The organism is Methylobacterium sp. OAE515, assembly GCF_041806315.1.
Lineage (GTDB): Bacteria > Pseudomonadota > Alphaproteobacteria > Rhizobiales > Beijerinckiaceae > Methylobacterium > Methylobacterium tardum.
In genome coordinates, this window is record NZ_JBGMUV010000001.1 from 798901 (window position 1) to 819553 (window position 20653).

At 71.6% G+C, this 20653-nt stretch carries 23 protein-coding genes and 1 riboswitch; of the genes, 14 read left to right on the forward strand and 9 right to left on the reverse strand.

Going from position 1 to position 20653, the window contains the following annotated elements:
- Positions 1 to 262: 262 nt before the first annotated feature.
- The 3 genes from ABIE45_RS03765 to ABIE45_RS03775 form a co-directional block, all read right to left on the reverse strand.
- A complete protein-coding gene (locus ABIE45_RS03765; protein WP_192710476.1) occupies positions 263 to 1228 on the reverse strand; it encodes a homoserine kinase in 966 nt (321 codons plus the stop codon).
- Positions 1229 to 1331: 103 nt separating this feature from the next.
- On the reverse strand, positions 1332 to 2333 hold the full coding sequence (ispH, locus tag ABIE45_RS03770; protein ID WP_192710475.1) for a 4-hydroxy-3-methylbut-2-enyl diphosphate reductase: 1002 nt from the start codon (positions 2331 to 2333) through the stop codon (positions 1332 to 1334).
- Positions 2334 to 2454: 121 nt separating this feature from the next.
- Complete coding sequence (locus ABIE45_RS03775) at positions 2455 to 3300, reverse strand: NlpC/P60 family protein (RefSeq protein WP_192710474.1); 846 nt, start codon at positions 3298 to 3300, stop codon at positions 2455 to 2457.
- 283 nt (positions 3301 to 3583) lie between these two features.
- On the opposite strand from ABIE45_RS03775, the gene ABIE45_RS03780 reads away from it, so the two are divergent.
- Positions 3584 to 3916 carry a hypothetical protein gene (locus ABIE45_RS03780; RefSeq protein ID WP_373622151.1) on the forward strand — a complete coding sequence of 111 codons (333 nt, stop codon included), beginning with the start codon at positions 3584 to 3586 and terminating at the stop codon, positions 3914 to 3916.
- A 21-nt stretch (positions 3917 to 3937) separates the two neighbouring features.
- On the opposite strand, the gene ABIE45_RS03785 is transcribed toward ABIE45_RS03780, so the two are convergent.
- From ABIE45_RS03785 to ABIE45_RS03800, 4 genes are all read right to left on the reverse strand, one after another.
- Positions 3938 to 4624 (reverse strand): SDR family oxidoreductase, encoded by a 687-nt coding sequence (locus ABIE45_RS03785; RefSeq protein ID WP_192710472.1) that lies wholly within the window; start codon positions 4622 to 4624, stop codon positions 3938 to 3940.
- A 472-nt stretch (positions 4625 to 5096) separates the two neighbouring features.
- A complete protein-coding gene (locus ABIE45_RS03790) occupies positions 5097 to 5597 on the reverse strand; it encodes a lipocalin-like domain-containing protein (protein WP_373622152.1) in 501 nt (166 codons plus the stop codon).
- 57 nt (positions 5598 to 5654) lie between these two features.
- Entirely contained in the window at positions 5655 to 6086 is a 432-nt protein-coding gene (locus ABIE45_RS03795) for a DUF4440 domain-containing protein (protein WP_192710471.1), read from the reverse strand.
- Positions 6087 to 6369: 283 nt separating this feature from the next.
- Complete coding sequence (locus ABIE45_RS03800; RefSeq protein ID WP_192710470.1) at positions 6370 to 7080, reverse strand: MgtC/SapB family protein; 711 nt, start codon at positions 7078 to 7080, stop codon at positions 6370 to 6372.
- Between the two features lie 257 nt (positions 7081 to 7337).
- Here ABIE45_RS03800 and ABIE45_RS03805 point away from each other — a divergent pair, with 257 nt between their 5' ends.
- From ABIE45_RS03805 to crcB, 10 genes are all read left to right on the forward strand, one after another.
- The gene (locus ABIE45_RS03805; RefSeq protein ID WP_192710469.1) at positions 7338 to 8339 is read left to right on the forward strand and encodes a MoxR family ATPase; all 1002 of its coding nucleotides are present in this window, start codon (positions 7338 to 7340) and stop codon (positions 8337 to 8339) included.
- Positions 8340 to 8485: 146 nt separating this feature from the next.
- A complete protein-coding gene (locus ABIE45_RS03810) occupies positions 8486 to 9355 on the forward strand; it encodes a DUF58 domain-containing protein (RefSeq protein ID WP_192710468.1) in 870 nt (289 codons plus the stop codon).
- Positions 9356 to 9379: 24 nt separating this feature from the next.
- Positions 9380 to 9853, forward strand: a complete 474-nt coding sequence (locus tag ABIE45_RS03815) for a DUF4381 family protein (protein ID WP_192710467.1) — start codon at positions 9380 to 9382, stop codon at positions 9851 to 9853.
- 7 nt (positions 9854 to 9860) lie between these two features.
- Positions 9861 to 10898, forward strand: a complete 1038-nt coding sequence (locus tag ABIE45_RS03820; protein ID WP_192710466.1) for a VWA domain-containing protein — start codon at positions 9861 to 9863, stop codon at positions 10896 to 10898.
- A gap of 169 nt (positions 10899 to 11067) precedes the next feature.
- Positions 11068 to 11997 carry a VWA domain-containing protein gene (locus ABIE45_RS03825; RefSeq protein WP_192710465.1) on the forward strand — a complete coding sequence of 310 codons (930 nt, stop codon included), beginning with the start codon at positions 11068 to 11070 and terminating at the stop codon, positions 11995 to 11997.
- 13 nt (positions 11998 to 12010) lie between these two features.
- Positions 12011 to 12931, forward strand: coding sequence for a tetratricopeptide repeat protein (locus tag ABIE45_RS03830; protein WP_192710464.1), 921 nt, complete (start codon positions 12011 to 12013; stop codon positions 12929 to 12931).
- Between the two features lie 20 nt (positions 12932 to 12951).
- On the forward strand, positions 12952 to 14199 hold the full coding sequence (locus ABIE45_RS03835) for a hypothetical protein (protein WP_373622153.1): 1248 nt from the start codon (positions 12952 to 12954) through the stop codon (positions 14197 to 14199).
- A gap of 215 nt (positions 14200 to 14414) precedes the next feature.
- A complete protein-coding gene (locus tag ABIE45_RS03840) occupies positions 14415 to 14846 on the forward strand; it encodes an EF-hand domain-containing protein (protein WP_192710463.1) in 432 nt (143 codons plus the stop codon).
- 180 nt (positions 14847 to 15026) lie between these two features.
- On the forward strand, positions 15027 to 15536 hold the full coding sequence (locus tag ABIE45_RS03845; protein ID WP_192710462.1) for a hypothetical protein: 510 nt from the start codon (positions 15027 to 15029) through the stop codon (positions 15534 to 15536).
- A 235-nt stretch (positions 15537 to 15771) separates the two neighbouring features.
- A riboswitch (Fluoride riboswitch) is annotated at positions 15772 to 15858 on the forward strand.
- Positions 15859 to 15942: 84 nt separating this feature from the next.
- The gene (crcB, locus tag ABIE45_RS03850; RefSeq protein WP_192710461.1) at positions 15943 to 16332 is read left to right on the forward strand and encodes a fluoride efflux transporter CrcB; all 390 of its coding nucleotides are present in this window, start codon (positions 15943 to 15945) and stop codon (positions 16330 to 16332) included.
- A gap of 118 nt (positions 16333 to 16450) precedes the next feature.
- On the opposite strand, the gene ABIE45_RS03855 is transcribed toward crcB, so the two are convergent.
- A complete protein-coding gene (locus ABIE45_RS03855) occupies positions 16451 to 17281 on the reverse strand; it encodes a pyruvate, water dikinase regulatory protein (RefSeq protein WP_192710460.1) in 831 nt (276 codons plus the stop codon).
- Between the two features lie 487 nt (positions 17282 to 17768).
- Here ABIE45_RS03855 and ABIE45_RS03860 point away from each other — a divergent pair, with 487 nt between their 5' ends.
- The 3 genes from ABIE45_RS03860 to ABIE45_RS03870 all read left to right on the forward strand — a co-directional run bounded on the left by ABIE45_RS03860 (position 17769) and on the right by ABIE45_RS03870 (position 19819).
- Positions 17769 to 18935 carry a uroporphyrinogen decarboxylase gene (locus ABIE45_RS03860; RefSeq protein ID WP_373622154.1) on the forward strand — a complete coding sequence of 389 codons (1167 nt, stop codon included), beginning with the start codon at positions 17769 to 17771 and terminating at the stop codon, positions 18933 to 18935.
- A gap of 10 nt (positions 18936 to 18945) precedes the next feature.
- Complete coding sequence (hemJ, locus tag ABIE45_RS03865) at positions 18946 to 19377, forward strand: protoporphyrinogen oxidase HemJ (RefSeq protein ID WP_192710458.1); 432 nt, start codon at positions 18946 to 18948, stop codon at positions 19375 to 19377.
- A gap of 91 nt (positions 19378 to 19468) precedes the next feature.
- Complete coding sequence (locus tag ABIE45_RS03870; RefSeq protein ID WP_192710457.1) at positions 19469 to 19819, forward strand: lysozyme inhibitor LprI family protein; 351 nt, start codon at positions 19469 to 19471, stop codon at positions 19817 to 19819.
- 11 nt (positions 19820 to 19830) lie between these two features.
- On the opposite strand, the gene ABIE45_RS03875 is transcribed toward ABIE45_RS03870, so the two are convergent.
- Complete coding sequence (locus tag ABIE45_RS03875; protein ID WP_192710456.1) at positions 19831 to 20553, reverse strand: amino acid racemase; 723 nt, start codon at positions 20551 to 20553, stop codon at positions 19831 to 19833.
- Between the last annotated feature and the right edge of the window lie 100 nt (positions 20554 to 20653).

The window sequence follows — 20653 nt, forward strand, 5'->3', positions numbered from 1 at the left end:
TCGCTTGATCCTCGTCTCCGTAGGAAAGCATCGCGACCGCGTGCCCCGTCATTCCGGGGCGCCGCAGGCGAGCCCGGAACCCAGATCCGCATCGGTGCAAGATCGTGGCGCGTCATCAGCTCTGGATTGCCCGCCTCCGGCGTGTCCCTCCGGGTCCGGGCTCCGCGCTCACCGCCGGTTGAACGGCAGCATTGCTGCCACGGCCACGCGGCGACCCGGTTGTTTGACGGGTCGCCGGCACGGCCGAGTGCTCATCCGCGTCTCAGCCCGCCCATCCGTAATCCCGGGCGTCCCGCGCCTGCCGGTGGAAGGTGAGCCGGCGATCGAATTCCCGCGGGTCCTTGGGCTTCACCAGGGCGCCCGGCGGCACGTTCAGCCAGTCGACCAGGCGGGTCAGCATGAAGCGCAGGGCGGCGCCCCGGCACAGGATCGGCAGGGCAGCGACCTCAACGGGTTCGAGCGGCCGCACGGCCTCGTAGCCGGCGATCAGGGCCGCCGCCCTGTCGCGGTGGAAGGTTCCGTCGGGGTCGAAGCACCACGCGTTGAGGCAGACCGCGAGGTCGTACGCGAACGCATCCGTGCAGGCGAAGTAGAAGTCGATCAGGCCCGACAGCGCGTCGCCGATGAAGAACACGTTGTCGGTGAACAGGTCGGCGTGGATCACGCCGCCCGGCAGATCGCGGGGCCAGTGCGCCTCAAGAACGGCGAGGTCGGCCCGGGTCCGCTCCGCGAGGCCGGGCTCGACCGAATCGGCCTGGGCCTCGGCCTGTGCGAAGAGCGGCCGCCAGGACGAGACCGAGAGGCTGTTCTCCCGCACCATGGCGAAGTCCCGGCCGGCCTCGTGGAGCGCGGCCAGCGCCCGGCCGAGTTCCCGGCAATGCTCGGCGCCCGGCGCCTTGACGGAGACGCCCTCCAGGAAGCTCACGATGGCGGCGGGCCGGCCGCAGAGCTGGCCGAGAGCCTGGCCGGTCCGGTCCCGGACTGGCTGCGGGCAGGCGAGGCCACGGGCCGAGAGGTGCTCCATCAGACCGATGAAGAACGGCAGGTCCTGCTCCCGGACGCGCTTCTCGTAGAGCGTCAGGATGTAGGCGCCGTCGGTCGTGTGCAGGAAGAAGTTCGAGTTCTCGACGCCCTCGGCGATGCCCTTGTAGGAGAGCAGGCCGCCGATCGCGTAGGCCGACAGGAAGTCGGCGAGCGCCGCGTCGGATACCTCGGTGTAGACGGCCACGTGTTCGCGCTCTGGATTTTTGGAACTTCGATACGACGAGGGGCGCCGAAGCGCCCCCGCATAAAGCCTGCCGCGCCTGTGTCCAGGCTGCCTACTGGGTCGCCTACTCAGCGGCCTCGCTGCGCAGCTCCCGCGGCAGCGGGAAGACCATGTCCTCGATCACCGTCGAGACCGTGTCGACGATCACGTCGTAGCGGGCCGCGAAGGCATCGATGATCTCCTCGACCAGCACCTCGGGGGCCGAGGCGCCGGCGGTGAGGCCGAGCTTGCGGATGCCCTCGAAGGCCGGCCAGTCGATCTCCTCGGCACGGAGCACCAGGCGGGTGATCGGGCAGCCGACCCGCTCGGCGACCTCGCGCAGGCGCTGCGAGTTCGACGAGTTCGACGAGCCGACCACGATCAGCGCGTCGACCAGCGGCGCCACCTGCTTCACCGCCTCCTGGCGGTTGGTGGTGGCGTAGCAGATGTCGTCCTTGTGCGGCCCGGTGATGTTCGGGAACTTCTTCTTCAGCGCCTCGACGATGTGGCGGGTGTCGTCGACCGAGAGGGTGGTCTGGGTCACCCAGGCGAGGTTGTCGGGATTGTCCGGGGTCAGGGCCGCGATCTGCTCGAGATCCTCCACCAGGGTGATCGAGCCCTTGGGCAGCTGGCCCATCGTACCGACCACCTCGGGATGGCCGGAATGGCCGACCAGCAGCACGTGGCGGCCGCGCTTGTGGTGGATCTCGGCCTCGCGGTGGACCTTGGTGACCAGCGGGCATGTGGCGTCGATCGTGGTCAGCCCGCGCGAATCAGCGTTCGCCGGCACCGTCTTGGCGACGCCGTGGGCGGAGAAGATCACCGGGGCGGCGCCGTCCGGCACCTCGTCCAGCTCGCGGACGAACACCGCGCCCTTCCGCTTCAGGCTCTCGACCACGTACTTGTTGTGCACGATCTCGTGGCGGACGTAGACGGGCGGCCCATAGATGGCGAGCGCCCGCTCCACCACGTCGATGGCCCGCACCACGCCGGCGCAGAAGCCGCGCGGGGCGCAGAGCAGGATCTCCAGCGGCGGCTTGCCGGCGGTGCCCAGGACGGGCTCGGGGGTCGCGATATCGACGGTCATGCGGGGGATGTGGCGAGGGCGGGGCTGTCCTGTCAACATTCCTGGCTCAGGAACCGGGCAGGAAGACGGCCGCGGGGCGCCTCTGTAGCACGATTGCCGCGCGAATTGGACCCCGGCCGGGTCAGAGGCGCCGGATGCCGGTCACGGCGCCGAAACTGTTCGCCTGGATCCGGGCCACGGCCTCGGCCAGGGGCTCGGCCGCCACCGCCATGTGGTGGCCGTTGGCGTGGATCAGCGTCTCGGAATCGAGCATCAGCCCGACATGGCCGCGCCAGAACACGAAGTCGCCCCGGCGCAGGTCCACGTGGTCGCGCGGCAGCGCATGGCCGAGGTCGCGCTCCTGCATGTCGGCGTCGCGCGGGCAGGGCAGCCCAGCCGTGTCGAGGCAGAGCTGCACGAGGCCCGAGCAGTCGAGCCCGAGGCTGGTGCGGCCGCCCCACAGATAGGGCGTCCCGAGGAGCCGCGCGGCGGTCGCCGCATAGTCGGGCTCGCAGGCCGTCACCGGCGCGCAATGGCGGACGAACACGAAGCCGCCCGGGGTCTCCAGATACGTGTCCGTCTCCCCGGTCACGACGAGGCGCGCCCCGAGACTCAGATGGGCGCGGACCGGCCGCTTCAGGTCCGGCTCGGGATACAGGAAGGTGCGCAGGGCCGTGACCCGATGGGTCGGCTCCGGTGCGGCCGGGCCCAGGCTGGCGGCCGGCAGGTAGCCGACATAGCCGTCGCGGACGAGCTGCACGAAGGCGAAGCCGTCCGCCTCGTCGTAGACGTCGACGGCGTCGCCGAGGAGAGCCTCGGTGTCGAGACCGGCCGTGGCGGATGGCGCCCGGCGCAGCGGTGCCGCGGGCGCCGTCACCCGGCGCGGCGCGGCCGCCACGTAGCGTGCCGCCGTGACCCGGTCACGCAGGCGGAGATCGGCGAGGTCGGCACGGGCCGGGGTGAGCCGGGGATCGAGGGTCTCGGTCATCGGACGATGCTAGCACAGGCGGCCTTAACGCCGCCGCCGGCGTGACGCCGGTTCCGGACGTTGCACGGAGCGTCCTGCGCCCCTATGTCGCATCCGGCGCGGGCTGGGAAGAATTCTGCCAAAGGATTGTTCGTCTGCCCGAGCGGGCTGGGCCCGTCCTGCCCATTCCTGCATCACGCGCCCTCAAGGCATGTGCCGGGCACGCCGGTCACAGGTTTTTGATGCACTGCACAACCGGCCCGGAAAGGGCTATGTCTTCCCCATGAAGACCGCGAGTCGCTCCGTGAAGAAGACGCAGAAGAGCTTCGCCGACCTGCCCCCGATCCGGGTGCGCCGCGAGCCGCCGACGGTGAACGAGGCGGTCGCCGCCGCGCAAGACCTCGCCGACGATGTCGAGCAGCAGGTCGAGATCGCCGCGGGCCTGATGGGCCTGCCCGCCGACGAGGTCCGCCCGCACGTCCTGGCGGCCAAGAAGGCCAAGCCCGAGCGCGCGCCGGAGCGGATCCTGACCCATGCGAGCCCGAGCCGAGCGCCCCGGACTGTCGTGGTCGAGCGGCGCACCCGTCCGACCGTGGTGATCGAGCGCCGAGGTCGGCCCCTCGACCCGCGCCGCTGAGCGACTCCTACCGGCGCAGCGTCACCACGGCAGCGTCTTGCCCGTGTAATCGAGGTAATGGGCGCCCGGCCGGCCGAGCCGGTCCGTGATCACGTCGGCGAGCCCCGTGACGCTGGTCGCCACGTCGATATCGGCCTCCGCCCCGCCCATCTCGGTGCGCACCCAGCCCGGGTGCAGGATCAGCACCGACAGGTTCTCGGCCCGGTGGCGGATCTCGAAGCTGCGCGCCAGGGTGTTCAGCGCCGCCTTGCTGGCCCGGTAGGTCTCCCAGCCGCCGCTGTCGTTGAGGCTGACGCTGCCGAGGACCGAGCTCATCAGCGCGAGGCTGCCGCCGGGGGCGAGGCGGTCAAGGAAGGCCTCGGCGAAACGGATCGGGCTGATCGCGTTGGTGAGGAAGACCTGCGCGGCCACCGAACGGGGCACCGCGTGAAGCGGATCATGCGCCTGCGTGGCGACGCCGGCCACCACGAAGATCAGGTCGAAGCGCTGGCCCGCCAGGCGGTCGTGGAGGGCGGCGACACCCGCATCGTCGTCGATGTCGGCGGTCTCGATGCGCAGCGCCTCGGCGCTCAGGCGGCCGAGCTGCGGGGACGGCGTGCGCTGGGTCGCGGTGACCCGCCAGCCGCGCGCCAGGAAGGTCTCGACGAGGCCGAGCCCGAGGCCGCGGGAGGCCCCGACGATCAGCGCGCTCTTCTGCGATTGGGTCATGGTCGGTCTCCGGACATCCGCCGGATAAGGTTCGATCGGGCCCGGAGGTTTCGTGACCGGGGCGGGATCGCGAGCCGGCTGCGTCGCGATCGGGTCGAGCCTGGGGTTCGAACGCCCGTCACCGTGCACCGTGTGCGGCGGCGCGCGAACCTGAGACCCTGTCCAGCCGGGATGCTGAAGCCGGGCCTGCAGCCGCGACCGTTCGGGTTGCGTCCCGTTCGCGGAGCGGGGCTCGCGGTTGTGAGTCGCGACGACCCGCCCCTATCCCATCACTCCCACTCATCTTGAGGTGACCACGCTAGCGGGCCTCGGAGGAGGACTCCAGGGATCGCGCGTCCGGCTGGAGGGCGCCTTCGACGCGGCTTCGCCGCACCTCAGGACGAGGGCGAGGGTGGGATGATCCGCCCCGACGCAACGCCCCGTGATCTGCCGTCGACCGTCTCGACGCGATCGGGAACGGCACTCATCGCATTCAGGGATACTTCTTCCAGACCAAAGTGATGATGCTGTTCCGTCCGTCGACATTGAACTTGAACGGCGACGTCGTGAGTATCAGCGCGTTGTCCATGAGCTCCACTTTCCTGACCTGTGAGGTCCCCGACCACACTTCGTTCCACGAGGTGTCGATCATATGGGTGATTGTTCTCCCCTCAACCTTGTAGGTGCCCGCATAGGCGAAGAACGTCTTGTGCAGCTTGACGCGGTCTTCGTCGGACATCTTGTCGTTCGCTTCCGGCCTGTCCCGGTTCTCGAACGCGCAGATCACCATCATCCGACCGTCTGTGCCGTATGTGAGCCATCCATTCGGCCTCGGCCCGCCATAGGCATCGATGACTTCGCCGGATTCCACGATGTTGCGCGTCGCGCTGGCAAGACGCCACGTGCCGACAACGGCCTCCGCGTCGAGGGCCTGGACTGCCGTGGCGGTGAGGATGGGGAGGATGGGGAGGACGAACAGAACCCATGGTGTCACGGCGTCCCTCCATGATCTCCGTCGGAAGCCGAGGCCGAGCGTCTTATGGTGCGGGGCTTAGTTCCACGTGTGGAGGACGGTGCGCCAGCCATCCTTGCCGCGTTCCATCACGTTCACCCAGTTTCCTTCGAACTTCTTCTTCGTGCCCCCTTCGACGGGACCGGTCATCTCCCAGCGCCCCGACACGATGAGCAGGTTGTCCTTGGGCAGAGCCGTCTTCACGATTGTTTTGTGATCGTCCCAGCCTTTGGATTTCAGGCCCGAGAAAAACTTCTGTATGCCCTCGCCCGATTGCGGCATGCCCTTCGTCACGACGACGGCGTCCGTCGTATAGAGCCTGCCGAGGGTGCCCATATCGCCGCTGTTGTAGGCGTCATCCCACTTGGTGGCCGCACTTTGTGCATCGGCCTGCAGCGTATCGGACTGGGCTTGACTGGAGACCACCAGCATCCCGAGAGCCATCATCGGAAGAGCAAAGTTCCGGCGCATCGAACCCTCCGTTCTGCAGACTCATTCTAATTCTAGAACTGATGTGACGGCAAGTATGTATCTAGTCCTGAATAAAATTATTGAATTATCTCCAGATCTGACTGGAAATGAGATGCATACGTTTAGAAGAAACATTTAATCCGGCTGCGCGTGAGGTTCGAGCAGCAACACGGCGGTCAACAGGGGGCCGGTTCGGAGGACCCCGTGCGATCCCGATGGATGGCCCACGGGTCGGGACCACGCGGGTGCGGTCGAGCAGACCGGGTTCCGACCCCGAAACGGATCAATCCGCCGTCTGGATCGACCAGGTGGCGTGGCGGATGCCCGGGGCGCGGGCGAGCTCGGCGGTGACGGCGTCGAGCTCCTCCGCCTTCACGGCGCTGGCCGTCAGGGTTGCCACCACGTCGACCGCGGACTCGCCGCGCTCCTCGACCACGACGCTGCTGACCGGGTAATTGGCCGCCTCCAGGCGCTCGACCAGCAGGTCCTGGGCCGGCCCGGCCTCGCCAGGTGCCGTGGTGACCTGGACCTCGTAGGTCGCCTCGGTGGCGGATTCGCGGATCGGCGCGCGGTTGATGGCGTTCACCAGCGGCCGCAGCGCGGTGTTGCAAGCCAGCACCGTCACCATCACGAACACGGCCTCCAGCGGCAGGTCGGCGCCGCAGAACGCGCCGACGGCGGCCGAGCACCACAGCGTGGCGGCCGTGTTGAGGCCGCGGACGTTCATCCCCTCCTTCATGATCACGCCGGCGCCGAGGAAGCCGATGCCGGAGATCACGTAGGCCACCGTGCGGACGCCCCCGTCCGGACCGGTCAGCCGCATGCCGAGATCCACGAAGGCGCTGGCGCCGACCGCCACCAGCACGGCCGTGCGCAGGCCCGCCGTGCGCTGCCGGTACTGCCGCTCGGCCCCGATGATCGTGCCGAGCACGAAGGCCACGAGCAGGCCGATGCCGGATTTCAACTCTTCGGGGAGGGCGGCGTAGCTGGTCATCCGCGGTCTCATGGAAGCGGGGAGGTGACGGAACCGTGACACCATGGCCCGGCCCGGATCGGACAGCGTGTCCGAAGCGGGATTGACGGCCGCACCGGGCAGCGGGCACACCGGCAAGAGCCTGAGGATCCCTTAAGAATTCGGGACCCGGCCGAGGAGACGTGCAGGATGCAGCACATGGCCCACGACATGGCCCGGGGAACGGCCGGTGCGGCGGATTCGATCCGCGTCGGGTCAGTCTCCGCATGAGCGCTGTGATGAGCGGTGCGCGCGCCGAACGCCGGCCCGAGAGCGTCCCGGATGCGGATCTGCACGGGCGCGTGATGGCGCTGCGCGAGGGGCTGGAGCGCGGCCTGATCGGCAGCGCCGGCCTCGTCGAACGCCTGCTGATCGGGCTCCTGACCGGCGGCCACCTGCTGATCGAGGGTGCGCCGGGGCTGGCCAAGACCCGCGCGGTCAAGCGCCTCGCCGACGGGCTCGACGGCTCCTTCGCGCGCATCCAGTGCACGCCGGACCTGATGCCGGCCGACCTCACCGGCACCACAGTCTGGCGCCAGGACAGCGGCACCTTCGAGTTCCTGCCCGGGCCGCTGTTCCACGCCCTCGTACTGGTCGACGAGGTCAACCGCGCGCCCCCGAAGGTGCAGTCGGCGCTGCTCGAATCCATGGCCGAGGGGCAGGTGACGGTCTCGGGTCACACCCACCGCCTGTCCGACCCGTTCATGGTCGTGGCGACCCAGAACCCGATCGAGCATGCCGGCACCTTCCCGCTGCCCGAGGCGCAGCTCGACCGCTTCCTTCTCCACGTTGTGGTCGACATGCCCGACGAGACCACCGAACGGGCGATCCTCGACCTGGTCGAGGGCGAGATCACCCACCACGTCGACGCGATGACCATGCGGCTGTCGCTGGCCGACGTGCGCGCCGCCCGGGAGGCGGCGCTCGCCACCTACGTGTCGCCGGCGCTCAAGGACTACCTCGTCCGGCTGGTGGCGGCGACCCGCACCGACGCGGCCGCCCCGGACCTGCGCGCCCTGATCGAGCACCCGGCCTCGCCGCGCGGCACCCTGGCGCTGATGATGGCCGGCAAGGCCCGGGCCTGGCTGCGCGGTCGCGACCATGTGATCCCCGAGGATGTCACGGAGCTCGCCCGCGACGCCCTCTCCCACCGCATCGGCCTGACCTGGCGGGCGGCCGCCGAGGGCAAGACGGCGCGCGGCGTCGTCGGTGACCTGATCCAGCGGGTGCGGGCGCTCTGACGGTGTTCGGGTTCGGGCAGTCGCGCCGCCAACACCCGCCCCCCTCCGCGGGGGACGGCGGCCCGACGGCCGGGCCCCCCTCCCCCGTTCAGGGCGCAGGGAGAGATCGCGCCGAGCACGGCATCCACCTCTCCGGCGAGGCCCTGATGGGCCTGCGCCACCTCGCCCGCCGCGGCTCGGCGCCCGCGACCCGGACGCTTGCGGGCCTGCCCGGCGGCATCGTCACGCGGCGCCGCGGGCGCGGCTCGGAGCCGGAGGATGTCCGCCTCTGGTCCGAAGGCGACGACCGCCGCTTCATCGACCGCAACGCCACCGCCCGCACCGGGCAGCTGCACGTGCGCACCCACTACGACGAGCGCGACCGCGCCGTGGTGCTGCTCGCCGATTTCCGGCTTTCCATGCTGTTCGGCACCCGCCGGGCGCTCCGCTCGGTCGCGGCCGCCGAGGCCCTGGCGCTGCTCGGCTGGCGGGTCGCGGCCGATGGCGGCCGGGTCGGTCTCGCGGTGGCGTCGGCCGGCGCGCCCACGGTACTGCGGCCGGCGGGCGGCGAGCGCGCCATGATCGCGGTGACCGGCGCCCTCGCCCAGGCCCATGCCGACGCGCTGGCGGCGGAATCCGGCGCGCCCGCCCGCGCGGAGCCGCCTCTGGAGGCGACGCTCGGTCTCGCGCGCAGCCTGCTGCCCGCCGGCGGCCATCTCGTCATCGCCAGCGCCCTCGACGATCCCGGCCCGGGCTTCGACGAACTCCTGACGCTGCTCGCCGAGCGGATCGCGATCCGGCTCATCCTGGTCAGCGACGCCTTCGAGCGCACCCGGCCGCCGGGCTATTACCCCTTCGCCCTCGCGAATGGCCGCCGCGGGACCGCGCTGCCGAACGCGGCCGGGCCGGCGGAGGAGTCCGCCGAGGCCCGGCTCGCCGACTACGCGCGCCGGGGCATCGCGAGCGTGCGCCTCGACGTCGAGACCGGCCCGGAGGCCTACGCGCCGCTCATGGAGCGCCTTGATGCGGTGCTGTGAGACCGGAACCGGCGGTTCATCCCGATGAATCCCGTCACGCCCGCCGAGATCCCCCTGTCCCTCGACCAGCTCCGCGGCCTGCACCTGCCCAGTGGCGCCGCGGGCGCCGTGCAGGGCGAGATCATCGCGGCGGCCGCCCTGGGCTTCCTCGCCGCCCTGCTGGTCGGGCTGGTGCGCTACGGGCGCAGCCGGTCCCGGGCCACCATCCGCCGGGCGGCGCTGGCCGAGCTGACCCGGAGTCGCGGCCTCGATCCGGAGGCGCGCCTCCTGGCCCAGGCCCGTCTGCTGCGCCGCCTCGGCCGGACGCTCGGCGGTGACGCGGAGAGCCGGGCCGCGGGGGCGGACTGGGCAGCCCGCCTCGACGGGCTGTTCAGGACCGACTTCTTCACGCGGGGTGCCGGACGGGTGCTCACCGACGGCCTGTACCGGCGCCAGGATCCCGACCTCGACGCCCTCGACGCCGAACTCGGCCGCCTGATCGGACGGCTGCGGGCATGACGTCCTCATGAGCGCCCTCCTGCCCGCCTGGCTCAGCGCCCTGCTGTCGGCCTTCGATCTCGCCGCGCCCTGGGCGCTGCTGGCCCTGCCCCTGCCGCTACTGGCCACCCGCCTGATCCCGCCCGAGCCGGAGGGCGGCAGCGGGGCGCTCCGCGTGCCCGGCACGCTGGTCGGCGACGGGCGCACCGGCGCCGACCTCGCCGCCCGCGGGCGGCGGCGGGCCCTGCTGACCTGGACGCTGTGGATCGCCCTCGTGGCGGCGCTGAGTGGTCCGCGCCTCGTCCTGCCGGCCGCCGCGCTCCCGGCCTCGGGTCGCGAGATCATGATCGCCATGGACCTGTCGGGCTCGATGGAGCGGCGCGACTTCGCCCTCGACGGCGAGACCGTGAACCGGCTCACCGCGGTCAAGCGCGTCGGCACCGACTTCATCCGGCGCCGGGCCGGCGACCGGATCGGCCTCGTGATCTTCGCCGACCAGGCCTACGTGGCCGCCGCCCCGAGCTTCGACACCGCGGCGGTCGCCCGGGCGCTGGACGAGGCGACGATCGGCATCAGCGGCCGTTCCACCGGCATCGGCGACGGCCTGGGGCTCGCCCTGCGGCGGCTCGATCCCCGGGATACCGGGGGCGAGGCCGCGTCCGGGAGCAAGCCCGGCGAGAAGCCCGCGAAGGCCGTGATCCTGCTCTCGGACGGCGCCAACAATGCCGGCCAGACCGCCCCCAAGGACGTGGCGGAACTCGCCCGGGAGCTGGGCATCAAGGTCTACACCATAGCGCTGGGCCCCCGCGACATGGCCGATGCCGACGGCGAGCAGGACGTGGTCGACACCGAGACCCTGCGCGACATGGCCCAGGCCAGCGGCGGCGAGGCGTTCCGGGTGCGGACCACGGACGACCTCGTCCGCGTCGCCGACGCCATCGACCGGCTGGAGGGCGGCCGCGCGCTGGCGCCGCCCCTGCCGCTGCGCCGGGACCTGTGGCCCTGGCCGGCCGCCCTGGCGCTAATGGCCGCCGCCGTGCTGCTCGCCAGCCGGAGGGGGGCGTGATGGCCCGATACCACGCCTGTCCGACCAATCCCCTCATCCTGATGTGCGCGCGCAGCGAGCCTCGGCGGAGGGCTCCAGACATCGCGCGGCTGGCTGGAGGGCTCCTTCGAGGCCTCCGCTGCGCTCCGGCACCTCAGGATAAGGTAGTCTGGGCGGGAGGATCGACCCGATGAGCGCCCTCGACGCATTCGCGCTCCTGCGTCCGTGGTGGTTCTTGGCGATCCCGGTCGTCGCCTTGCTGGCGCTCCGCGCCGCGTGGCGCGCGGCGCCGCTCGGCGATTGGGCCCGGGCGGTCGATCCGGCGCTGATGGCCCATCTCGCCCGGACCGGCGCGGTGCTCGGCGGACGGCGGCAGGCGAACCGCGCGGCGGCGCTCGCGGCCGGGCTGATCGCCCTCGCGCTCACAGGCCCCGCGATGGAGCGCGCCGACGGGCGCACCTTCCGCAACCTCGACGAGACCGTGCTCGTCGTCGACCTGTCCCGCTCGGTCACCGAGGGCGGCAATCTCCAGGGCGTCCGGCAGGCCGCCGCCGCGGTGGCCGAGGCCGCCGGCACCCGGGCGGTGGCGCTCGTCGTCTATGCCGGCGACGCCTACCTCGCCGCCTCCCCGACCACCGACCGCGACAGCCTCGGCACCACCCTGTTCGCCCTGGACGCCGACACGGTGCCGGACCGTGGCTCCCATCCCGAGCGCGGGCTGGCGCTCGCCCGCCGCACCCTGGCGGAGGCCAACGTGGTCGCGGCCGACGTGGTGCTGATCAGCGACGGCGACGGCATCGGCGAGGCCGCGACCCGAGAGGCGCGCGCCATCGCCGAGCACGGCTGGCGGCTCCAGGCCCTGTTCGTCCCGGCCGACAAGCCGCTCCCGCCGAACGCACCGAAGCCCGACCGGACCGCCCTCGACGCCCTTGCTCGCGCCGGCGGCGGCGCGACCGCCGACATCAACACCCCCGGCCCGGTGCTCGACGCGGTCGGGGCCGGGCTCAGCCAGCACCTCGCGGCCGGCGGCTACGGGGTGCTGGCCTACGCGGATCTCGGGCGCTGGCTGCTGCTGCTCGCGGCCCTGCCGGCCCTGGTCCTGTTCCGCAGGAGCGCGTGATGAGGAGCGCCTGATGCGGCTGACCCTCCCCGATACCGGCCTCGCCGCCCCGCTCCGGGCCGGCCTGCCGCCGCGCCGGCGGCACCGCGCCCGGGTCGCAGGCCTCGCGCTTGCCGGCCTCGGCCTCCTGGCGCTGCTCGCCGTCTCGCAGCCGCGCACCGGTTTCGGGCGGCTGCTGATCGGCCTCGGCCTGCCGGGGCTCGCCGCGCATGTCCTCGACGATCCGGCCTGGCGCGCCGCGGCGCTCTACGAGGCCGGCCGCTACGACGCGGCGATCGCGCTGTTCCGCACCGGAGGCCGGCGGGCGAGCTACAATCTCGGCAACGCGCTCGCGAAGGCGGGCGACCTCACCGGCGCGCTCGCGGCCTACGACGAGGCGCTGCGCTTCAACCCCCGCGACGCCGACGCCCAGGCCAACCGCTCGCTGATCGCCCGGATGCAGGCCGAGGTGATCGACCGCGGCCCCGGCGGCGGCGTCGCCAACGGCACCGCCCAGTACGGCGCCCGCTACAACAACACCGGCAACCAGGACCAGAACAACGACATCAACGCCGCCTCCAGCGGCGAGGGCCTGGCCGGCAACAAGGAGTCGAGCGCCAGCGCGTCGCTGCCCGGCAACAGCAAGGTCGCCCGCCGCGGCAAGGCCGAGCAGCAATCGATCGACGCCGGCAAGGGCCAGGCCCGCGGCTCGGCCGGCGACGCGGCCGGCCGCGGCCGGACCGGCGGCGGCTCCGCCATGGTGGCCGAGGCGCCCGAACGCGAGGTCCGGCGGGTGACCAAGAGCTTCGAGGCCCACGAGATCCGCCCGGACCGGCTCTGGCTCCAGACTCTGCCGGACGATCCCGGCCGCTATCTGAAGCTGCGCCTGCGCGCCGAGCAGACCCGCCGGGTCGAGGCCGGCACCGCGATTCCCGCCGGGAGCAACCCGTGGTGATGTCTTTTGGGGTGGCTGAGATGCGCCCACTGGCTCTCGCCCTCATCCTCCTCGCCCCCCTCCCCGCCCAGGCCGAGGTCGAGCCCGGCGACCTCACCCTGACGGCGACCGCGGAGCTGAACGGCAACAGCGCGCCCTTCGCCCGCGAGATGGTGCTGCTGAAGATCCGCGGGGTCTACAAGCAGCCGATCCTGCTGGAGGAGGTGGTGCAGCCCTCGCTCGCCAACTTCTCCTGGACGCAGCTCGGCCGTGACCACTGGAGCAGGACCAAGCTCCCCGACGGCCAGAGCGCCATCGCGTTCGACCGCACCGTCGCGGTGTTCCCGCACCATGCCGGGCAGTTCACCATCGAGCCGTTCATCCACAAGCTGACAATCAACGATGTCGGCGAGCGGCGGGTGGTCGAGGTGCGCTCGAAGCCGATCCCGTTCCCGGTGGCGCCCTGGACCGAGCCCACCGGCGGTCCCGACGCCAAGGAGCCGTGGTGGCTGCCCGCCAAGGACGTCGCGATCACCGATTCGTGGAGCCCCGACCCCGAGACCATCAAGGTCGGCGAGACGGCCCGCCGGATCGTCACCCTGGAGGCGCAGGGCATGGTCGCCGAGGGCCTGCCGCCGCGGCCGGTGATGCGCACCCGCGGCATCATTACCTTCGCGGGCCCGGTCACGCGCGAGACCCTGCTGACCCCGTCGGGACCGGTGGCGCGGGCCACCTACCAGTGGGACGTGAAGCCCGGCGTGCCGGAGATCATCCCCCTCGACGCGATCGCGATCCCGTGGTTCGACACCAGCACCCGAACGATGCGCGAGACCGAGATCCCGGCCCGGCAGATCGGCGGTGGCTTGCCCGACCGCGAGACCGACCGGGCGCCGCCCGCGATCCCCTCGCCGCTCGTGACCGCCGCGGCGGCGCTCGCCGCCTTCGGGCTAGGCCTGGCGCTGATCGGCTTCGGTCTCGGCCGGCCGTCCTTACGCCTGTCTGCCTCCGCCCGCCGGGCCCTGCGTGCGGCGGCCCGCGCGGGCGATCCGGCCGGGTTCCGCGCGGCGTTGGACGCGGCGATGCGGGACGCCCCGGACCTTGCCCGGATCTGGCGGGGCCGGCCGGACGTGGCGGCAGTCCTGGCGGCCCTCGACCGGTCGGTCTTCGGTGCTGCGGGCGCCCCCGTCCCGGACCTGCCAGCCCTGGCCCGCGCGCTGTCGCGCCCGGAACGGGTCGCCGGGCCGCCCGGGCCGGAGCGGCTGGCGCCGCTGGACGGCCCGGCGCGCTGATCGCGGCAGCGGGAATGCGCGGCGACAGGGGAACCGCCTTGCGAAATCGGAGGCGTGAGCGCCCGACGCGCCGGGACCTTGCACAGACACTTGCAGGCCCGTGGCCCGGCTCGCCTGCTCGCGGATAATCGTCAGCTTGTGAACGCGCCTCCGGGAACGGCACACCGCGTGGCGGCTTGGGCTGCCGGCGCTGACCGCCACCGGAGATTCCGCTCATGCCCGCGATCCTGATCACACCCGCCCGCGCGCTGGCCGCGACCCTCGCCCTCGGTCTGGCCGTTCCGGCCGCCCTGTCCTCCTCGGCCCTGGCCCGGTCCGCCGGCACCGAGCGCACGCTGAAAGCCGTCGACACCGACCATGACGGCACGATCGATTTGGCCGAGGCGCAGGCCGCCGCCGGCAAGGTCTTCGACGGCGCCGAGACCGACAAGGACGGCACCGTCGACGCGAAGGAGCTGAAGGGCCGGCTCAGCAAGAAGGACCTGAAGGCGGCCGACACCGATTCCGATGGCACCCTCGACCGCAAGGAATACCTCGCCCTGGTCGAGCGGCGCTTCAAGGCGGCCGATCCCGACAACGACGGCACGCTCGACGCCAAGGAACTCAAGACCCCGGCCGGACGGAGCCTGCTGCAGCTCCTCAAGTAGACCCGACCGCCCGGACGGACACCGTTGCACAGTTCGTGAGCAAGTATTATTCCTGTGCAACGGCTCAAGTTCTGAGCAGGCATCAATATTTTGCACGATCTTGCGTCATCTGTTGGGCCTCCGTAGGTTCTCAATGTCCGAGCATCAAAGCATCGGGCTGAACCACCAGGGAGGCGCGCGATGGCACGCGTGAACGAGGTCAAGGACAGGTTCCGCGCGCGGCTGCAGGAAGCCGATGCCCGCAGCAACGACTTCCGCAAGAAGCTTCTGGAGGACGGCGCGCGGGCGCTGGAGCCGGTGGTCGGGGTGCTGCACCTCATGGCCGAGGTCCTCAACGAGGAGGACAACGTCCACGGCAGCATCACCGGGCTCGAGGCCAAGATCGATCAGGACAACTTCATCAGCCTCTGCGCGCAGCTGCGCGGCACCGAGTCGGAGCAGAAGATCAAGATCAAGTACGGTCCCGAACTCGGCGGCAGCAATTACATCTCGGTCTCGGGCCTGAACCAGCGCTACAACGAGCGCCTCGTGCCGGGCGCCGCGAGCTGCGCGATCGGCCGGACGGTCGGCAGCGACATCCAACTCGACGAGCACCGGGGCGACGAGCTGGCCGAGGTCGTCCGCGAGGTGATCGAGGATTTCTACGCCGCTCAGATCGAGCAGCGCAGCCACTTCGCCTTCGCCCGCTGAGCCGGCGCAGGCATCCCTCCGGACCACGCTCGCCTCCCCCTTGTGGGGAGGCGTTGGGGATCGCAGATCCCGCGTGGGGGTGGTGCAAGCGGCACCGGAACGCTTGATCCTGGACCACCCTCACCCCTGACCCCACCCCACAAGGGGGAGGGGCAAGCGCTCCGTGAACATCGTCTCGCGGCGCCCGGGCGTTCGGAAAACCCGATTCCCCTGCCGCGCATCCTGCGCTATGCCTGTCGGCGATGGGGATGGAGCTCCCCGACAACCGCCCGACGGTCGCCGATCCTGGCCGCCCTGCCGGGCTGATGGCTCCTACCGAACGGGCGTGCCCTCAGCCGTCCGCGGTGGGGCCCTGCGCCGAAGCCGCGACACGACGCGGCCGCCCGACCGAACAGGAAGGGCAGGCATGATCAACACCCTCATCGTCATTCTCGGGGCCGGGCTCGGCGGCGGGACCCGCCACGGCGTCAACGTCGCGGTGGCGCGGCTGCTGCCGGGCCTCGGCTTCCCGCTGGCCACGCTGATCATCAATGTGCTGGGCTCGTTCCTGATGGGCGTGCTCGCCGAGGGCTTCGCCCTGCGGGGCGCGGCCGGCCACCCGGCACGGCTGTTCCTGACCACCGGCGTGCTCGGCGGCTTCACCACCTTCTCGACCTTCTCCCTCGACGCGGTCAGCCTGTACCAGCGGGGCGAGACCGCCGCGGCCGCGCTCTACGTGGTGGCCTCGGTCGCCGCCGGGCTGATCGGCCTCGTGGCGGGCCTCGCCCTGGTCCGGACGGTCCTGAGCGGGAGCTGAGAACGTCTTGGTTTCGAAAGGTTGAGACCTTTCGCGGGTCCGGGGCGGAGCCCTGGCGTCTCGGGGGCTCTGCCCCCCGAACCCCTGCCAAAGGGCTCAGCCCTTTGGGAACCCCGTCTCAGTCCGCGATGAACTTCAGCCGGTGGTCGCGGTGGAGGTCGACGATCGCCGCCGCGGTCTCCTCGATGGAGCGGCGGGTCACGTCGATCGTCGGCCATCGGTTCTTGACGAACAGCCGGCGGGAGGCGGTGATTTCGTCGGCCACCGCTGAGCGGTCGACGTAGAGGGAGGATTCATCGGCGTTGAGGCTCGACAGCCGGTTCTGGCGGATCTGCACGATCCGCTCCGGCGAGGCGAACAGGCCGACGACCAGGGGTTTCCGGGCTCGCTCGATCGCCGGCGGCAGCGGCACGCCCGGCACCAGCGGCAGGTTGGTGGTCTTGAGGCCGCGATTGGCGAGGTAGATCGAGGTCGGCGTTTTCGAGGTCCGGCTGACCCCGAGCAGGATCACGTCGGCCTCCTCCAGATCGTCCGGCAGGTTGCCGTCGTCGTGCGCCAGCGTGAAGTTCATCGCGTCGATGCGCTTGAAGTACTCGGCGTTGAGCATGTGCTGGGCGCCGGGCCGGGCCGTGGTCTCGGCGCCGAGATAGGCGCGCAGCAGGTCGTGGACCGGCCGCAGCACCGACAGGCAGGGCGAGCCGGTCTCGCGGGCGACTTCCTCCAGCCGCTCGCCGAGATCACCGCCGACCAGGGTGTAGAGGACGAGGCCTGGCGCCGCCCGGATCTCCGAGATCACCCGGTCGAGCTGCGCGGCCGAGCGGACCAGCGGGTAGACGTGCTCGATCGCCGAGACGCCCTCGTACTGCGCGGCCGCGGCGCGCCCGACATTGATCAGCGTCTCGCCGGTGGAGTCGGAGACGAGGTGGAGGTGGAAGTAGCTGCGGCCCATTCCGATCGCCTCTCCGGTCGACTCGGCGGTCGCCTTGCGCGGCGCCGAGGTTGTCCACCGCTGGCCGCCAGGGGAGTCGATGAATGTGGATAGGATGCCCGACCGGGCCGGTCCAGGGCGATCCCGGTGCGCGCTGTCGACTCCGCCGTTCACAGGCAGGCGAGCGGGACGCGCGGAATCCGGGCTTCTGGGAGAATCCGGGACGCATCGGGGGCCCGTACACGACTCGGCGTTGCCAAGGTGCTGTCGGAGCATCCGGTTCTCGCAAGATGGAGCAAATCCTTTAAAGGCTCGTTAACGGCGCGGCGTCGGGGACCGCCTGTGGACGCTTTTGTGCCCCCGAGATTCGGCCCCCCAATAGAAAAAACAGACTCCAAGATTCTCTCTTATCTTTTCGAAGGGGCCTGTGTGGGGATCGGCGCGCCTCGACTCGACAGGACGCCCGCCGACGGGCATGCGGGGTGAGGAATACGGGATGGGAACGGCCATGACGGGGACGGAGCGCGAGCCCGAGCGGAAGACGTCCGGGACGACGTCGGAGCGCAAGGTGCTGCGCGTCCTCGAGGGCGAGGCGATCGGGCCGCCCCCCGCCTGGATGATGCGCCAGGCCGGGCGCTACCTGCCGGAATACCGGGCGACCCGAGCGGAAGCCGGCTCGTTCCTCGACCTCTGCTACAGCCCGGACTTCGCCGTCGAGGTGACGCTCCAGCCGATCCGGCGCTTCGGCTTCGACGCGGCGATTCTGTTCTCCGACATCCTCGTCGTCCCCCACGCGCTCGGCCAGGACGTGCGCTTCGTCGAGGGCGAGGGCCCGCGCCTCGACCCGCTCGACGGACGGGACGCGTTCGCGCGGCTGCGCGAGGCCGGCGATCCGGCAGTCATGACCCATCTCGCCCCGGTCTTCCAGACGGTGACGCGGCTGCGCGCGGAGCTGCCCGGCGAGACCACGCTGCTCGGCTTCTGCGGCGCGCCCTGGACGGTGGCGAGCTACATGATTGGCGGCCGCGGCACGCCGGATCTCGCCCCCGCGCGGGCGCTGGCCGAGGGTGACACCGCCCTGGTCGACGCCCTGATCGACCGCCTCGTCACGGTGCAGACCGACTACCTCGTGCGCCAGCTCGAGGCCGGCGCCGACGCGGTGCAGATCTTCGAATCCCATGCCGGCACCCTGCCGCGCGCGGTGCCGGCCTCCGGTGGGGTCGTCGAGCCCGTCGGAGATGTGTCCGAGAGCGCGCTGCCGGACGCGCCCGCCGCCGATGCCCTCACCCGCTGGTCGCTGCAGCCGATCGCCCGGATGGTTGCGGGGGTCCGTGCCCGGGTGCCGGGGGCCAAGATCATCGTCTTCGCCCGCGGCTCGGGCCTCGACGGCCATGCCCGGGTGGTGCCGGAGACCGGCGCCGACGCGGTCGGGGTCGATTGGGGCGTGGACCTGCGGGCCCTGCGGGCACGGGTGCCGGCCACGACGGTGACGCAGGGCAACCTGCATCCGGACACGCTGATCGAAGGCGGCGCCGCCCTCGACGCGGCGGTGGACGCGGTGCTGGCGGCGACCGCCGGTCTGCCGCACATCTTCAACCTCGGCCACGGCATCACGCCGCAGACGCCGGTGGCCCATGTCGAGCGGATGCTCGCGCGGCTGCGCGGCCAGGGCTGAGGCCGGACGGGTGCTGTACGACTGGATCAAGGCCGGCCACGTCATCAGCCTGATCGCCTGGATGGCCGGGATGCTCTACCTGCCGCGGCTGTTCGTCTACCACGCGAGCTTGCCGCCGGGCTCTGAGGCGCAATCGGCGACCTTCAAGGTCATGGAGCGGCGCTTGCTCAAGGCGATCATGAACCCGGCCATGATCGCCACCTGGGTGTTCGGGCTCACGCTCGCCGGGATGAGCGGCTTCTACGCGAGCGTCTGGCTGCAGGCGAAGTTCGGGCTGGTCCTGGCGATGTCGGGGATCCACGGCTGGCTCGCCCGGATGGTCAAGGATTTCGCCGCCGACCGGAACACCCGCGGTCACAAGTTCTACCGGGTACTCAACGAGGTGCCGACGCTGCTGATGATTGGAATCGTCATCCTGGCGATCGTCAAGCCGGGCCTCTGATCCCGGGATCCTGTGATCCTGTGATCCCGGACCGGTTTACCCTGCCGCCGCTTCGCGCGGAGCCTTTCCGCCGGCGGGCCGTTGGCGGACCATGTCGAAGCCGCTCGTCCTCGCCCTGGCCCTCTCCGCGCTGACGACCCTCGCTCCGCCCCCCGTCCGGGCCGCGAGCTTCCCGTGCGACAAGGCCGAGGCGCCCGACGAGCGGGCGATCTGCGCCCATCTCCCGCTCAACGACCGGGACGTCGAGATGGCAACCCGGTTCGAGATCCTGAAGAGCGTGCTGCCGATGGGCGGCCAGGGGAAGCTGCGCGACGACCAGGAGGCGTGGCTCAAGGAGCGGCAGGCCTGCGGCGGCGACGTCGCCTGCCTCAAAGCCGCCTACGAAACCCGGCTCAAGGTGCTGCGCGGGGTGCTGTCGGAATTCGCCAAGCAGGGTCCGTAAAGGGCGCCCGATCAGGCCGCGCGCGGCAGAGCCGCGGCGGCGTCCCCGCGATCCGGCCGGCACGCCGCCACGCAGGCGCGCGCCAGCGCCTCGGTGGCATCCACCAGCAGGCCCGACGGGTCACTCCCGGCGAGCGCGATCGGGATCTCCGTACAGGCCATCACCACCCGATCACAGCCGGCCTCCGCCAGCGCCCGGACCTGTGCCTCCAGAAGCGGCCGCGCCTCGGCCACCCGGTGCGCCTTCATCAAGCGGATCGCCGCCGCCACGGCGGCCTGATCCTCCGGACCGGGCGCGCGGCACGCGACCCCGCGCAAAGCCAGCCGCTCCCGGTAGAGCCCGGCCCGCAGGGTGCCGTCGGTGGCGAGCAGGCCGATCCGGCCGCCGGTCCCGATCCCGGTCCGTGCCAGGGTCTCGGCCACGGCGTCGACGATGTGGAGGATCGGCAGGCCGGTCCCGGCCTGCAGCGCCGCGTGCCAGTGATGGGCGGTGTTGCAGGGGATCGCGATCCGGGTGGCGCCGCCGGCCTCGAGCCGTGCCAGGGCGGCGCGCATCGCCGGCAGCGGGTCCGGTCCGGTGCCCAGGATCGCGTCGGCGCGGTCGGGGATGTCGACGGCCGAGCAGACCAAGGTCGGGATGTGGTCCTGGTCGCGCCCCGCGGGCGTCGCCCGCACGAGCTTGGCCAGGAAGTCCACCGTGGCCATCGGGCCCATCCCGCCGAGTACACCGAGCATCGCCGCCTCCGACCGTCGCGGCTGCCCTGATGGGCCGCGGCGGGGCGGGAATCCAATGCCATGTCGGCATCGGCCATGCCGATCCGGCACCGGGCGCCGG

What these genes read in the sequence shown, in the direction of transcription:
- ispH (WP_192710475.1), bottom strand. Translation starts at nt 2,333, where the DNA reads ATGACCGTCGATATCGCGACCCCCGAGCCCGTCCTGGGCACCGCCGGC.
- ABIE45_RS03775 (WP_192710474.1), bottom strand. Translation starts at nt 3,300, where the DNA reads ATGACCGAGACCCTCGATCCCCGGCTCACCCCGGCCCGTGCCGACCTC.
- ABIE45_RS03785 (WP_192710472.1), bottom strand. Translation starts at nt 4,624, where the DNA reads ATGACCCAATCGCAGAAGAGCGCGCTGATCGTCGGGGCCTCCCGCGGC.
- ABIE45_RS03795 (WP_192710471.1), bottom strand. Translation starts at nt 6,086, where the DNA reads ATGCGCCGGAACTTTGCTCTTCCGATGATGGCTCTCGGGATGCTGGTG.
- ABIE45_RS03800 (WP_192710470.1), bottom strand. Translation starts at nt 7,080, where the DNA reads ATGACCAGCTACGCCGCCCTCCCCGAAGAGTTGAAATCCGGCATCGGC.
- ABIE45_RS03805 (WP_192710469.1), top strand. Translation starts at nt 7,338, where the DNA reads ATGAGCGGTGCGCGCGCCGAACGCCGGCCCGAGAGCGTCCCGGATGCG.
- ABIE45_RS03810 (WP_192710468.1), top strand. Translation starts at nt 8,486, where the DNA reads ATGGGCCTGCGCCACCTCGCCCGCCGCGGCTCGGCGCCCGCGACCCGG.
- ABIE45_RS03815 (WP_192710467.1), top strand. Translation starts at nt 9,380, where the DNA reads ATGAATCCCGTCACGCCCGCCGAGATCCCCCTGTCCCTCGACCAGCTC.
- ABIE45_RS03820 (WP_192710466.1), top strand. Translation starts at nt 9,861, where the DNA reads ATGAGCGCCCTCCTGCCCGCCTGGCTCAGCGCCCTGCTGTCGGCCTTC.
- ABIE45_RS03825 (WP_192710465.1), top strand. Translation starts at nt 11,068, where the DNA reads ATGAGCGCCCTCGACGCATTCGCGCTCCTGCGTCCGTGGTGGTTCTTG.
- ABIE45_RS03830 (WP_192710464.1), top strand. Translation starts at nt 12,011, where the DNA reads ATGCGGCTGACCCTCCCCGATACCGGCCTCGCCGCCCCGCTCCGGGCC.
- ABIE45_RS03835 (WP_373622153.1), top strand. Translation starts at nt 12,952, where the DNA reads ATGCGCCCACTGGCTCTCGCCCTCATCCTCCTCGCCCCCCTCCCCGCC.
- ABIE45_RS03840 (WP_192710463.1), top strand. Translation starts at nt 14,415, where the DNA reads ATGCCCGCGATCCTGATCACACCCGCCCGCGCGCTGGCCGCGACCCTC.
- ABIE45_RS03845 (WP_192710462.1), top strand. Translation starts at nt 15,027, where the DNA reads ATGGCACGCGTGAACGAGGTCAAGGACAGGTTCCGCGCGCGGCTGCAG.
- crcB (WP_192710461.1), top strand. Translation starts at nt 15,943, where the DNA reads ATGATCAACACCCTCATCGTCATTCTCGGGGCCGGGCTCGGCGGCGGG.
- ABIE45_RS03855 (WP_192710460.1), bottom strand. Translation starts at nt 17,281, where the DNA reads ATGGGCCGCAGCTACTTCCACCTCCACCTCGTCTCCGACTCCACCGGC.
- ABIE45_RS03860 (WP_373622154.1), top strand. Translation starts at nt 17,769, where the DNA reads ATGACGGGGACGGAGCGCGAGCCCGAGCGGAAGACGTCCGGGACGACG.
- ABIE45_RS03870 (WP_192710457.1), top strand. Translation starts at nt 19,469, where the DNA reads ATGTCGAAGCCGCTCGTCCTCGCCCTGGCCCTCTCCGCGCTGACGACC.
- ABIE45_RS03875 (WP_192710456.1), bottom strand. Translation starts at nt 20,553, where the DNA reads ATGCTCGGTGTACTCGGCGGGATGGGCCCGATGGCCACGGTGGACTTC.